Consider the following 12,035-nt stretch of genomic DNA (forward strand, 5'->3'; position numbering starts at 1 on the left):
TGCTGTGGTTTCTCTGTCACATGATCATTTGTAAAAATGACCTCACTCCGTAGTTTCCCTTATCGGATTGGCGTCAAATTCTCGCTGACGGATGCCGCCGGCAGCGCTGCACAATCGGCCAACTGCAGGTAAACTGCGTACCACTTTTCAGATTTTTCTTAGCCGTGACCACCACTAGCCTCCCCATGAATCCTGTGTTAGCTGCCGTTTCTGCCTCCAGCTGTTTTGCTTTGCTCGATGATGCGCAATCTGCACAAGCAGATTCCCGTTTGTATCACACACTGCATAGCGTGCTTGAATGCCGCGACCCGGCCAGCTGGCCGCTGTTTCTGCAGCAGCTGGAGCAGGCTTTGCAGCAGGGCTTGTATGCGGTCAGTCTGCTGTCGTACGAAACCGGCGCAGAATTACACGGTATCGCCGCACGCGAACAGGCACCACTGTCGCGCATCCTGCTGTTTTCCGCTTGTCTGCGCCTGACCTCACAACAAGTGCAGGATTGGCTGCAGCAACAGCCGGAAAGCCGCGATGTGGCGGGGATCGCGGGAATCCGCGCTAATGTGGACGAGGCCAGCTTTAGCGCAGCCATTGCGCAGGTGCAGGATTACATTCGTGCCGGTGACACCTATCAGGTGAATTACACTTACCGCCTGCATTTTGACAGTTTTGGTGAGCCGCTGGCGCTGTATCAGCGGCTACGTGCACGCCAGCCGGTACCGTACGGCGCGCTGATACGCTTGCCCGATGGCGGTGCGATCTTATCGATGTCGCCGGAACTGTTTATCCGCCATCAGGAGGGCCAATTGCTGGCACGTCCTATGAAGGGCACTGCTGCAGCGACGGGGGACGCGACGCGCGATGCGCAGATTGCCGCTGAACTCGCAGCGGACAGCAAAAACCGCGCTGAAAATCTGATGATCGTGGATTTGCTGCGTAATGATTTGGGTCGTATCGCAGAAACCGGCAGCGTAACTGTACCGCGTTTGTTTGAAGTGAACCGCTTTTCCAGCGTGTTGCAGATGACGTCCACCATACAGGCACAGCTGCGCAGCGGGCTTGCGCTGACTGAAGTGCTGACAGCTTTATTCCCTTGCGGCTCCATCACCGGCGCCCCCAAACGTCGCACCATGCAGATTATCCGCGAACTGGAAACGGAGGCACGCGGCATCTACACTGGTGCGATAGGCTGGTTTGATCCACCCTCAGCCAGCCAGGCAATCGGTGACTTCTGCCTGTCGGTACCTATTCGCACGCTCCAGCTTGCGCCGCCTGAACTGCAGCAGGGCAGGCAGATACGGCGCAGTGTGATGGGCGTGGGCGCAGGTATTGTGTATGACAGCGTGGCGACTGAGGAATTTGCCGAATGCCAGCTCAAGGCACGTTTCCTGACCGGTTTGCAGGCACCGCTGGCGCTGTTCGAAACCATGCATGCCACGCGCGAGCAGGGCATACGTCATCTGCAACGGCATCTGCAGCGCTTACAACATTCCGCAGCTTACTTTGGTATCGCACAGGATCTGGCCGGCTGGCAGCAGGCGCTGGAACAGGCTTGCGCCGGGTTGGCGCCTGCCTGTGCACACAGGGTCAAATTCCAGTTACAGCCGGATGGCAGCTGGAGTATCAACAGCGCAGCGCTGAGTCCCTTGCCAGACGCGCCTAAGGTCTTAATTTCGCCCCATGTGATGCAGTCGGATCAGTTACTGCTCAGGCATAAAACCAGCTGCCGCGAGATTTATGATCAGGCCTGGCAGGCGGCAGAAGCGCAGGGTGCGTTTGATATGCTGTTTTTTAACCAGCATGGTCACCTGACCGAAGGCGGGCGCAGCAATGTGTTCTTGTGTATCGATGGTCAGTGGCTGACGCCACCGTTACAGGATGGCCTCTTACCCGGCGTGATGCGCAGTGTATTGTTGGAGGACGTGCAGCTGGCGGCGCGTGAACAAACGCTGACACGCGCTGATCTGCAGCGCGCCACGCATATTATGCTGTGTAATGCCTTGCGCGGTGCATTCAGTGTGCAGTTGATATCGGCAGAAGTTCAGCACTGAAGTTAAGCACTGACGTCGGCCATCCAGGCTTGCAAGCCTTTGACCCATTTGGCGGCTGGCAGCTTAGTCTGCATACGGATCTCGAGTGCACGTTCATACAGAGCGTCGAAATCCACCACCGGCGCCTGTTTGAATGCAAGTGCAATGGTATTGGCATCATGCACGATAGGCAGCCAGACCACCGCATCAAAGGCCTGTTCCAAGGCCGCGATATTGGCATCGCAGTTTTGCCGGTAATTGCGCGGATTACCAAACAGATTGACAGTCAGCATACCGTCTGCACTCAGGGTATCGGCACAGGCTTGATAAAAGGCCGGGCTGGATAAGGCAGGTGCTTCCGCTGCCGCATCGTATAAATCCACTTGCAGGATATCGACACTGCCCGCATGAGCAGGATCGCTCACGTAATCCAGCGCATTCATGTTCAGTACCTGCAGCCGTTCATCATCTGGCGGCAAACGGAAATGCTGGCGGCAGGCTGTGATGACGGCTGGATTCAGTTCCACCGCTGTGACCCGGCTAAGCGGGAACTGGTGATAACAGAATTTAGTCAGCGCCGCGGCTCCCAGTCCCAGTTGTACAACATGGGCAGCCTGCTCGCGAAACAGCAGCCACATCATCATTTGCTGCACATATTCCAGCTCTATCTGATTCGGCATAGCGAGCCGCATTGCACCTTGTATCGCATCCGATGACAGATGCAAGGTGCGTACGCCTAAGTGTTCCTGGATGGTGACGGCCGGTGCGGATTCCAGCTGCTCCTGCCGGTAAGCTTGTTCAGCGCCGCTCACGACTGAAGGTCCCTGGGCCAGGGATCAACCGCTTCAATTTCCATCATGCGCTGCCAGGCAGGGCGCTGTACCACACGTGCAGTCAGTGCGCGTAAAGCTGGCCATTCTGTCGCAGGATGCGGCATATTGCGCGACCAGCGCATCAGCATGGTCAGATACAGATCGGCGCTAGTGAATTGCTCGCCGAGTAAATACGGACCCTGCTGGCTCAAATGCTGGTCGAGCTGATCCCAGATGCGCGCGATTTTTTTTTGTATCGCCTGACTCAGCACTTCCGGATGGCTGGCATGGCCCAGCTCTTGCGGATAAAACCAAAGCCGGAAACTGGCTTGCAGATTATGGCTGAGCGACAGCATCCACTGACGCCATAAATCATAGGCGACCGTGCCGCGCACCGGTGCCAAACCACTTTCAGGGTGGCGCTCTGCCAGTAGCATGGCGATTGCTGCAGCTTCGGTATATGGCTGTTCATCCAGCACCAGAGTCGGTACTACCCCGTTGGGATTCAGACGCAGATAGGCCGGATCTTTTTGCTGCTGTTTGTCGATATCGACCAGCTGTAAACGATGCGCCGCACCGGTTTCCAGCAGCATCAGGTGGACCAGCATGCTGGCAGTGCCGGGGCTGTAGTACAAGGTGTACATGATGTTCCTTTCGTGTGAGCGAATTTGTGGTGGCGGATCTGCAGTCTTAATCTTTGCGGTGTCTGGCATCGCATACGCAGCATTCGGGGTCGCGCTGCATACTGATGCTATTCCATTGCATGCTCATGGCATCGAGCAATAGCAATCGCCCCTGCAAAGTCTGCCCTATCTGTAACAGCAGTTTCAATGCTTCAGCGGCTTGCATGGTGCCTATGATGCCGACCAGCGGTGCGAATACACCCATTTGTGAACACAGCACTTCTTCAAATTGCTGGTCAGGCGGAAAGACGCAGGCATAGCAGGGCGATGCCGGGAGCGCTGGCTGGTACACGCTGATCTGGCCATCAAAGCCTATTGCCGCGCCCGACACCAGCGCCACGCCATGCTGTACGCAAGCCTGATTCACCGCATGACGGGTCGCGAAATTATCACTGCAATCGAGTACTACGTCAGCGGCAGCAATCAGTTCAGACAGGCGTGCTGCGTCTGCTTTTTCCTGTAATGCGGAAACCTGAATATCGGGATTAATTTGCTGCAGGCTGAGACGGGCTGATTCCACTTTGGGCATGCCGACGCGCGCTGTGCTGTGCAGTATCTGTCTTTGCAGATTAGTCAGATCGACTTCGTCATGATCGACGATGCTGATGTGGCCTACGCCCGCGCTGGCCAGATACAGTGCGGCCGGTGAACCCAGACCACCGGCACCGATGATCAGTGCATGCGCATTTAATAGTCGTTGTTGCCCTTCTATGCCTATCTGCTCAAGCAGAATATGGCGCGAGTAGCGCAGCAGTTGTTGGTCATTCATAGGATAAAAAAAGGCCGCACCGGGCGGCCTGATTGAAGCGGATTATTTTTTCTTCGTGTCGGTTTTTGCGTCTTTAGCTGACTTGTCAGCTTTATCGGATTTATCTGATTTATCTGATTTATCCGCCGCCTTGTCACCGTCTTTGCTGTCTTTCGGTTCGGTGACTTTAACTGGCAAACCTTTCAGATGATTCAGTGCCTGCGCTAACTGGAAGTCTTCCTTGCTGCCGTATTCCAGCGGTTTGACTTTTTTCGCGAGCGCGATCAGACGTTGCTCTTCTTCCAGCTCATCGACCTTAGGACGGGTGTTTTCTTTTTCCTTGTCATTGCTCAGATGCTTTTGCAGATCGGCTTCGCGTGAGCGGAAGCTGTTCAGGCCATCGCCTTCTGCGGTTTCTTCCACGTTCAGATCCGGCACGATGCCTTTGGCCTGAATAGAGCGGCCATTCGGTGTGTAATAACGTGCGGTGGTCAGCTTGACTGCAGTGTCAGCAGAAATCTGGCGTATGGTTTGTACCGAGCCCTTACCGAAGCTTTGTGTACCGATGACGGTCGCGCGCTTGTAATCCTGCAGGGCGCCAGCCACGATTTCAGACGCCGACGCAGAGCCGGTATTGATCAGCACCACCATAGGCACTTGTTTGATCGCGTCCGGCAGTTTGGCTAAAGGATCAGAAGCTGTGCGGCCAGCGTAGAATTCACGTTTTGCATAATAGGTCGCTTTCTGATCAGCCAGCTGACCATTGGTGGATACTACCGCCACGTCTTTAGGCAGGAAGGCGGCTGAAACACCAATCGCACCTGGCAGCACGCCGCCCGGGTCATTGCGCAAATCGAGGATCAGACCTTTAATATGCGGGTTTTGCGCATACAAGGCCTGGATTTTTTTAGACATGTCTTCGACCGTTGGTTCCTGGAACTGTGCGATACGCACCCAGGCGTAATCCGGTTCCACCAGTTTGGCTTTGACACTCTGTTGTTTGATGAGCTCGCGCGTAATGGTGACGACGATAGGTTTATCTTCGCCTTTGCGTGCAATGGTCAGCGTGATCTTGGTATTGGGTTCGCCGCGCATTTTTTTAACGGCTTCATCCAGCGTCAGTCCTTTGACCGTTTGTGAATCGAGGCGGGTAATCAGATCGCCTGGTTTCAGGCCAGCGCGGTAAGCCGGTGAGTCTTCAATTGGCGACACGATTTTGACATAGCCATCTTCCATCCCTACTTCGATACCCAGTCCGACGAATTTGCCCTGGGTGCCTTCTTTTAATTCCTTGAATGCTTTCTTGTCCAGATAAGCTGAGTGCGGGTCTAGCGAGGCGACCATGCCGGAAATGGCCTCAGTCAGCAGTTTATTGTCGCTGACCGGTTCCACATAGTCGGTTTTGATGAGGCCGAACACATCGGCCAGCTGGCGCATTTCTTCCACAGGAAGTGGGCTTCCCGCATTTTTTTGTGCCAATGCGGAGAATTGCATGGAGACGGCTACGCCAGCTACCATGCCCAGGCCGATAAGACCGAAATTCTTAAATTTGCTGCCCATGTTTCACCTAAAGCCTATTTAACGACGATCCAGTTCAGCGGATCAAATGCCCGTCCCTGATGACGGATCTCAAAGTATAAACCTGATTCTTCATTACCGCCGCTGTTACCTGCGCTGGCAATCACATCGCCAGCCTTCACGGTATCACCAACGTGTTTTAATACGGACTGATTGCTGCCATAGATACTCATATAGGAATCACCGTGGTCGACGATCACCATATTGCCATAGCCTTTATACCAATCGGCAAAAATCACTTTACCCGGTGCTACGGCGCGCACTTCTGCGCCTTCGCCAGCCTTGATGAATAAGCCTTTCCAGCTAGGTCCATCACCGCGGCGGCTGCCAAATTTCGCCAGAATATCGCCTTTGACCGGCAGGCGCATTTGTCCTTTGAGCCTGTCAAATTCACCGGCTGGCGGCAGATTAGACTTAGCCTGCTTGGGCGGCTCTTCCGGTTCAGCCGGTTTCACTACGACTGGTTTACCGGTTTTTTTGCTCTCCAGCGCAGCGAGTCTGGCTTTTTCTTTTTGTGCTGCGATTCTTTCCTGGCGCTGTTTTTCTTCCTGCTCGGCGCGCGCTTTTTCAGCTTTGGCCTGTTCTTCAATTAACTGATTCAGACGTGAGACCAGATTGCTGAGCCTTTGTTCATCTTTTTGCAGGCTGTCCGCCTGTTTTTTTTGTGCGTGTAATTTATCCGACAACTGAACGACCAGGCCGGCATGTTTTTTCTTTTGTTTTTCCAGCGCCGCTTTATGTTCTTTTTCTTCTTCGGCGATTTCGTCCAGCTCTTGTTTCGCCTGTTGTGCTTCCTTGGTATTCTGCTCAACTGCTTTCATACTGCTGCGCAGGCTTTCTATCATTTTGGCCTGAGTTTGCGACACATAGCCCATGTATTGCAGATCGCGGTTGATGCGGTTGGGATTGTCGCCGGACAGCAGCAGTTTCAGGCGATCACTGTCGCCATGCATATACTGACGTTTGAGGAAGCTGGACAACTGCTCTTTTTGCCGCGTGACTTGCGCCTGTAGAGCTTGCTGCTGCTCTGTCAGTTGTTTCAATCTGGTTTCAGTGTCGGCTTGTTCCTGCTGCAGATCGCGCAAGGAACGATTCGCTTCGGAAATCGCCTTTTCGGATTCAGCCAGTGCATCTTCTGCGTGATCTTTGGCATTTTCCGTTTTGTTGATATCGGTTTTCAGTGCCTTGAGCTGCTGCTGTAATTCTGCACGATCCGCTTCAGCTTTTGATTTTTGCTGCGCGCGCGTCGGCGTTGCCGCCGACACGGATGCGCTGCCGCCTGCCAGTGACAGGCACAGCAACGCACAAGCCCATAAAAGTGTGGTCTGACGCATCCGTACTTACTTGGCTTTACCCTGGCTGGCAACGGCATTCAGCGCTGCTTCAATTGCAGACTGGTCGCCCAGATAGTAGTGGCGTATCGGTTTCAGATCTGCGTCGAGTTCATAGACCAGTGGCTGTCCGTTCGGAATATTCAGATTGACGATGTCATCATCGCTGATACCGTCCAGCATTTTGATCAGTGCACGCAGGCTGTTGCCATGGGCAGAAATCAGGATCTTTTTACCGGCGCGGATGGCGGGTGCAATGCTGTCGTCCCAGGCTGGCATCACGCGTGCGACGGTGTCTTTCAGGCACTCAGTCAGCGGGATTTGAGCACGGCCCAGGCCTGCATAACGTGGGTCATGGAAAGAGGTGCGCGCATCATCAGCGGCCAGTGGGTTAGGCGGTGTGTCATAGCTGCGGCGCCATACCAGCACTTGCTCATCGCCATACTGGGCAGCTGTTTCAGCTTTGTTCAGACCTTGCAGGGCGCCGTAGTGACGCTCATTCAGACGCCAGTCATTGACCACAGGCAGCCACATCATGTCCATTGCATCGAGTGTGCCCCACAGGGTGCGGATCGCACGTTTCAGTACCGAAGTGTAAGCCAGATCGAAAGTGTAACCCGCTTCCTTAAGCAGTTTGCCAGCCTGGGCAGCTTCTGCCACGCCTTTTGGTGTCAGATCAACGTCGGTCCAGCCGGTGAAACGGTTTTCCAGATTCCAGGTGGATTCGCCATGGCGCATGAGAACAATTTTGTACATGATGTCAGTGAGTGAAAGTTCGTCAAATAATAAAAAAGAAAAGCATCACGAAAAAAGCCTGTGCTCAGCCCGGTGGCAGGGGCGGTTCAGCTTGATGAGCCGAACTGGAATCAGGCGCTGTTTTCGTGATGCATATCTGGAATAATATGCAGCGTCGCCATCTATTTTATAATGACGCGCTTCTGATAACCATTTTTACTACTGGAAACCTGTGAAATTCATTATTGATAATATTTTTCTGATTGGCATCGCCCTGATTTCCGGTGGCGCTTTGTTTTTTCCTATGTTGCAGCGCCGTGGTGCAAAAGTAACACAGCTGCAGGCGACGCAGTACATCAATCAGGGTAAAACGCTGATACTGGATGTCAGAAATGCTGAAGAATTTGCGGCTGGTCATTTGCCGAATGCGAAGCATATTCCTTTGCCTGATCTGGCTAATCGCCTGAAAGAGATAGAAAAATCTAAGAATCAGGTGGTGATCACTGTCTGCGCTTCCGGTGTGCGTTCAGCCAGCGCAGCCTCCGTATTGGCAAAAGCAGGTTTTACCCAGGTATTCAGCCTGGAAGGTGGCACGAATGCCTGGCGTGAGCAGGGCTTGCCTATCACTAAATGATCTGGAGAATACTGTGAAACCTCAAGTCACTATGTACAGCACTGCAGTTTGCCCTTACTGCACCATGGCAGAACGTCTGCTTAAATCCAAGGGCGTGGATGACATCGAAAAAATCCGGGTTGATCTTGATCCGGCAGTACGTGAAGCGATGATGCAGAAGACCGGACGTCGCACTGTGCCGCAGATTTACATCGGCGACACCCATGTGGGTGGCTTTGACGACTTGTCCGCACTCGACCGCGCGGGTAAATTGGATGGTTTGCTGAATCCTGCGACTTAAAAAGCAGTTTTTGCAAGATTTTCTTCATGTTTGTACTGCAAATTGCTGAATTTGCAGTCTACTTGCTACAATAGCTGCGCGCGATCTTGAAATGGTCGGAAACGGCCTTATCTGTGGCTCGTTGGGAAGAGATGGAGATCAAGCTTTTCAACAGACCTAGGCGTCTCGCTGTTCATTATTAATCTTTTAGAAATTAAGAAAGTCTCACATGTCTGACGAAAATCTGCAGCCCGTATTCCAAATTCAACGCGTTTATCTGAAAGATTTGTCGCTTGAGCAGCCTAACTCTCCAGCTATTTTCCTGGAACAGCAAAACCCAGGCATCGAAGTTTCCCTCGATGTAGGCTCTGAAAAACTGGCTGATGGCATCTACGAAGCCACAGTTACAGTCACAGTCACTGCAAAAATTGGCGAAAAAGTAGCATTCCTGGTTGAAGGCAAACAGGCTGGTATTTTCGAAGCACGCAATATCCCTGAAGATCAGCTCGATCCTCTGCTGGGTATCGGTTGCCCGAACATCATCTATCCTTACCTGCGTTCCAACGTAGCGGATGCGATCACACGTGCCGGTTTCCCACCGATCCACCTGTCTGAAATCAATTTCGAATCGTTCTACGCACAACGTCTGCAAATTGCTGCAGAACAAGCCAACGCTGCTGAAGCACCGGCAACTATCCAGTAATCGCTGTTTTGAGCCTGGTCTGACCAGGCTCAATTGTTTGAAGCCTGCTATGTCTGCACACATTCCCCGTTACCTGATCGCTTTGACCGCGCTGCTGTCTGTTGGACTGGCGCATGCGCTGGAATTCCGTTCCGTGGGTGCGGCTCCGGTGGTGATGTATGATGCGCCCTCGGTTAAAGGCGGGAAACTGGCGGTCGCTCCGCGTGGTATGCCAGTTGAAGTCGTGTTCACGTCGGGTGCCTGGAGTAAGGTGCGTGATGCATCCGGTGAGTTGAGCTGGATAGAAAGCAAAGATTTAATCGCACGTCGTCATCTGGTGATACGGGTCGCGAATGCGAAAGTGCGTGCTGCAGCCGATGAGAGCGCTGCGCTGGTATTCAGCGCAGATAAGCACGTATTGTTGGAAATGGCTGAACCTGCCACTGCCGGCTGGGTGAAAGTCAAACATCGCGATGGTCAGCTGGGATTTGTTAAAGTCAGCGAGGTCTGGGGTTTATAATTCCGGGACTGTTCGCAAACCCGTCCAGGCGGTGTGTAGCAGATAAAAAAGGACAGCATGCTGTCCTTTTTTTATCTGCCTCATGTCCCCGGACATCATTATTTTTCATTTGGATAGCACATGAATATCAGCGTTTTAGGTGCCGGTGCCTGGGGAACTGCGGTCGCGATTGCGCTGACCGCGAAAAATCAGGTTCTGATGTGGGGCAGAAGTCCGCAAGCCATGCAAACCATGCTGGAGCAGCGCGAGAATACCCATTATCTGCGCGGCTATCCATTGCCGGAGTCTTTACAGCTGACCGCTGATTTTGATGCGGCAATCGCGCATGCCAGCGGGCCGGATGGCTTGTTGATCATCGCGACTTCGGTTTCAGGTCTGCGTCCCACGCTGGAGGCATGCAAGCTGCACCGGCCGCAGCGTGTGGTCTGGTTATGTAAAGGCTTTGAGGAAGGCACGCAGTTGTTGCCGCATCAGGTGGCGGAACAGATACTGGGTCAGGAATGTCAGTTGGGTGCCTTGTCTGGCCCCTCGTTTGCGCAGGAAGTAGCACAGGGCTTGCCATGTGCGCTCACGATTGCGTCCAAATCACAGGATTTGTGTCAGCGTGTGGTGCAGGCTTTGCATGTGAATGCGATGCGGGTGTATTCCAGTGATGATTTGGTCGGCGTTGAAGTTGGTGGTGCCGTCAAAAATATACTGGCGATTGCTACCGGTGTGGCCGATGGCCTGGGGCTGGGGCTGAATGCGCGTGCTGCACTGATTACCCGCGGTCTGGCGGAAATTACCCGGCTCGGCGTGGCACTCGGTGCGCGTTCGGAAACCCTGGTTGGTCTGACCGGCCTGGGCGACCTGATACTGACTTGCACTGGCGATTTGTCACGCAATCGCAAAGTCGGGCTCGCTCTGGCACAGGGCAAAAGCCTGGCTGTGATCGTTGAAGAGCTGGGACATGTGGCGGAAGGTGTGCGTTGCGCACAGGCAGTGCGTACATTGGCAGCCAGTCTGGCGATAGAGATGCCAATTACCAATGCGGTTGCCAGTGTCTTGTTTGATCAGGTTCCGGCGCAGCAAATGATACGTCAGTTAATGGCGCGTGACGCCAAACATGAGATCAGTTCAAAACCGGTGTGAGACCCTGGCAGCGGGTAGTAGCAGTACCCGGCTGATGACCGCTTCCGGTATCGCTTGCCGGCGCAGAAACACGGCCGCCAGTTCGGTGCCGAGTATGCTTGCATAATGAATCCCGATATCGACCAGCATACGTGTGGTGATATCGCGCCGTCTCAGTGGCTGCAGATGTTTTCTGCGGGTTTTGCGGTGTCGGCATCCGGGCATGGCTTCCTCCTGCAAGCAGTGTAGAAGTCAGCCCGGGAAAATTCCAGTGCTGTTTGTCGCAATCGGACTCAGACGGATGGCAGTGAACTGAAGTCGGTTGCTGCTACGAACGCAGCCAGCATGCTTTCCAGACCTGCCTGATCTTCTGCATTGAAGCGTGCCAGACGCGGGCTGTCGATATCGAGTACGCCATACAGCTTGCCATCTTTAATCACAGGAATCACGATCTCTGAGTTTGATGCGGAATCACAGGCAATATGGCCAGGAAATGCGTGCACGTCCGGTACCAGGAAAGTCTTGCGTTCTTGCGCTGCCGAGCCACACACACCGCGACCGAAAGGAATGCGTACACAGGCTACCTTGCCCTGGAAAGCGCCGAGTAATAAATCACAGGGCTTTTCCTGAGTTGGAGTTTTGGCTTCGCTGCAGAAATAAAAGCCTGCCCAGTTCAGATCGCTGATGCTGTTAAAAATCAGCGCAGAAAATTGCGCAGCATTCGTCATCAGTGCGCGTTCGCCTTCCAGTATGCTGGCAAGCTGTTTGTTCAGCAGGTCGTAGTCAGGTTGGTCACTGGCTGCGGAGGTTTCAAACATAGGTATCCCGGTAGTGGAAGATGTTGAATGAAATGTCGTCAGCAAGGCAGTTAACTTACCGACGGTTTTAGGTACTAAGCGTGTTGCTGCGGGATGGCTTT

The 12,035-nt window shown here is 53.6% G+C and carries 14 protein-coding genes; 6 read left to right on the forward strand and 8 right to left on the reverse strand.

All coding sequences use genetic code 11. The annotated features are described in order from the left end of the window. The first annotated feature begins 185 nt into the window (after window positions 1-185). Window positions 186-2,045, forward strand: a complete 1,860-nt coding sequence (pabB, locus tag H8K43_RS10525; protein WP_186903802.1) for an aminodeoxychorismate synthase component I — start codon at window positions 186-188, stop codon at window positions 2,043-2,045. Between the two features lie 2 nt (window positions 2,046-2,047). Here pabB and H8K43_RS10530 read toward each other — a convergent pair whose 3' ends face one another. From H8K43_RS10530 to gpmA, 6 genes are read right to left on the reverse strand one after another with little or no spacing between them, the layout of a single operon-like run. Continuing rightward, window positions 2,048-2,836 carry a spermine/spermidine synthase domain-containing protein gene (locus H8K43_RS10530; protein WP_329604512.1) on the reverse strand — a complete coding sequence of 263 codons (789 nt, stop codon included), beginning with the start codon at window positions 2,834-2,836 and terminating at the stop codon, window positions 2,048-2,050. Further along, window positions 2,833-3,480 (reverse strand): glutathione S-transferase family protein, encoded by a 648-nt coding sequence (locus tag H8K43_RS10535; RefSeq protein WP_186903803.1) that lies wholly within the window; start codon window positions 3,478-3,480, stop codon window positions 2,833-2,835. Before H8K43_RS10535 ends, H8K43_RS10530 begins: the two co-directional genes overlap by 4 nt. Window positions 3,481-3,526: 46 nt before the next feature. Beyond that, entirely contained in the window at window positions 3,527-4,288 is a 762-nt protein-coding gene (locus tag H8K43_RS10540) for a HesA/MoeB/ThiF family protein (protein ID WP_186903804.1), read from the reverse strand. A gap of 42 nt (window positions 4,289-4,330) precedes the next feature. Further along, window positions 4,331-5,827 carry a S41 family peptidase gene (locus H8K43_RS10545; protein ID WP_186903805.1) on the reverse strand — a complete coding sequence of 499 codons (1,497 nt, stop codon included), beginning with the start codon at window positions 5,825-5,827 and terminating at the stop codon, window positions 4,331-4,333. Between the two features lie 14 nt (window positions 5,828-5,841). Then, the gene (locus H8K43_RS10550) at window positions 5,842-7,179 is read right to left on the reverse strand and encodes a murein hydrolase activator EnvC family protein (protein WP_186903806.1); all 1,338 of its coding nucleotides are present in this window, start codon (window positions 7,177-7,179) and stop codon (window positions 5,842-5,844) included. Window positions 7,180-7,185: 6 nt separating this feature from the next. Then, window positions 7,186-7,932 (reverse strand): 2,3-diphosphoglycerate-dependent phosphoglycerate mutase, encoded by a 747-nt coding sequence (gene gpmA, locus H8K43_RS10555; RefSeq protein WP_186903807.1) that lies wholly within the window; start codon window positions 7,930-7,932, stop codon window positions 7,186-7,188. Between the two features lie 211 nt (window positions 7,933-8,143). On the opposite strand from gpmA, the gene H8K43_RS10560 reads away from it, so the two are divergent. The 5 genes from H8K43_RS10560 (at window position 8,144) to H8K43_RS10580 (ending at window position 11,137) form a co-directional block, all read left to right on the forward strand. Then, window positions 8,144-8,545 carry a rhodanese-like domain-containing protein gene (locus H8K43_RS10560; RefSeq protein WP_186903808.1) on the forward strand — a complete coding sequence of 134 codons (402 nt, stop codon included), beginning with the start codon at window positions 8,144-8,146 and terminating at the stop codon, window positions 8,543-8,545. Between the two features lie 13 nt (window positions 8,546-8,558). Then, the gene (grxC, locus tag H8K43_RS10565) at window positions 8,559-8,825 is read left to right on the forward strand and encodes a glutaredoxin 3 (RefSeq protein ID WP_162019102.1); all 267 of its coding nucleotides are present in this window, start codon (window positions 8,559-8,561) and stop codon (window positions 8,823-8,825) included. A gap of 208 nt (window positions 8,826-9,033) precedes the next feature. After that, window positions 9,034-9,507: a protein-export chaperone SecB gene (secB, locus tag H8K43_RS10570; protein WP_162019101.1), complete on the forward strand. Its 474-nt coding sequence runs from the start codon at window positions 9,034-9,036 to the stop codon at window positions 9,505-9,507. A gap of 49 nt (window positions 9,508-9,556) precedes the next feature. After that, on the forward strand, window positions 9,557-10,006 hold the full coding sequence (locus H8K43_RS10575; RefSeq protein ID WP_186903809.1) for an SH3 domain-containing protein: 450 nt from the start codon (window positions 9,557-9,559) through the stop codon (window positions 10,004-10,006). 120 nt (window positions 10,007-10,126) lie between these two features. Further along, window positions 10,127-11,137 carry an NAD(P)H-dependent glycerol-3-phosphate dehydrogenase gene (locus H8K43_RS10580; RefSeq protein ID WP_186903810.1) on the forward strand — a complete coding sequence of 337 codons (1,011 nt, stop codon included), beginning with the start codon at window positions 10,127-10,129 and terminating at the stop codon, window positions 11,135-11,137. Here the strand turns inward: H8K43_RS10580 and H8K43_RS10585 are convergent. Together H8K43_RS10585 and H8K43_RS10590 are read right to left on the reverse strand one after the other, a co-directional pair. Continuing rightward, window positions 11,123-11,341 (reverse strand): hypothetical protein, encoded by a 219-nt coding sequence (locus tag H8K43_RS10585; protein WP_186903811.1) that lies wholly within the window; start codon window positions 11,339-11,341, stop codon window positions 11,123-11,125. The genes H8K43_RS10580 and H8K43_RS10585 overlap by 15 nt on opposite strands. Before the next feature lie 68 nt (window positions 11,342-11,409). After that, entirely contained in the window at window positions 11,410-11,934 is a 525-nt protein-coding gene (locus H8K43_RS10590; RefSeq protein WP_186904029.1) for a GAF domain-containing protein, read from the reverse strand. Window positions 11,935-12,035 lie beyond the last annotated feature (101 nt).

The sequence above is a fragment of the Cognatundibacterium curvum genome, assembly GCF_014284235.1.
Lineage (GTDB): Bacteria > Pseudomonadota > Gammaproteobacteria > Burkholderiales > Burkholderiaceae_D > Undibacterium > Undibacterium curvum.

Coding starts and splice junctions, on each gene's coding strand:
- H8K43_RS10535 (WP_186903803.1), bottom strand. CDS start 3,480: ATGTACACCTTGTACTACAGCCCCGGCACTGCCAGCATGCTGGTCCAC.
- H8K43_RS10585 (WP_186903811.1), bottom strand. CDS start 11,341: ATGCCCGGATGCCGACACCGCAAAACCCGCAGAAAACATCTGCAGCCA.
- pabB (WP_186903802.1), top strand. CDS start 186: ATGAATCCTGTGTTAGCTGCCGTTTCTGCCTCCAGCTGTTTTGCTTTG.
- H8K43_RS10575 (WP_186903809.1), top strand. CDS start 9,557: ATGTCTGCACACATTCCCCGTTACCTGATCGCTTTGACCGCGCTGCTG.
- H8K43_RS10550 (WP_186903806.1), bottom strand. CDS start 7,179: ATGCGTCAGACCACACTTTTATGGGCTTGTGCGTTGCTGTGCCTGTCA.
- H8K43_RS10545 (WP_186903805.1), bottom strand. CDS start 5,827: ATGGGCAGCAAATTTAAGAATTTCGGTCTTATCGGCCTGGGCATGGTA.
- H8K43_RS10580 (WP_186903810.1), top strand. CDS start 10,127: ATGAATATCAGCGTTTTAGGTGCCGGTGCCTGGGGAACTGCGGTCGCG.
- secB (WP_162019101.1), top strand. CDS start 9,034: ATGTCTGACGAAAATCTGCAGCCCGTATTCCAAATTCAACGCGTTTAT.
- gpmA (WP_186903807.1), bottom strand. CDS start 7,932: ATGTACAAAATTGTTCTCATGCGCCATGGCGAATCCACCTGGAATCTG.
- H8K43_RS10590 (WP_186904029.1), bottom strand. CDS start 11,934: ATGTTTGAAACCTCCGCAGCCAGTGACCAACCTGACTACGACCTGCTG.
- H8K43_RS10540 (WP_186903804.1), bottom strand. CDS start 4,288: ATGAATGACCAACAACTGCTGCGCTACTCGCGCCATATTCTGCTTGAG.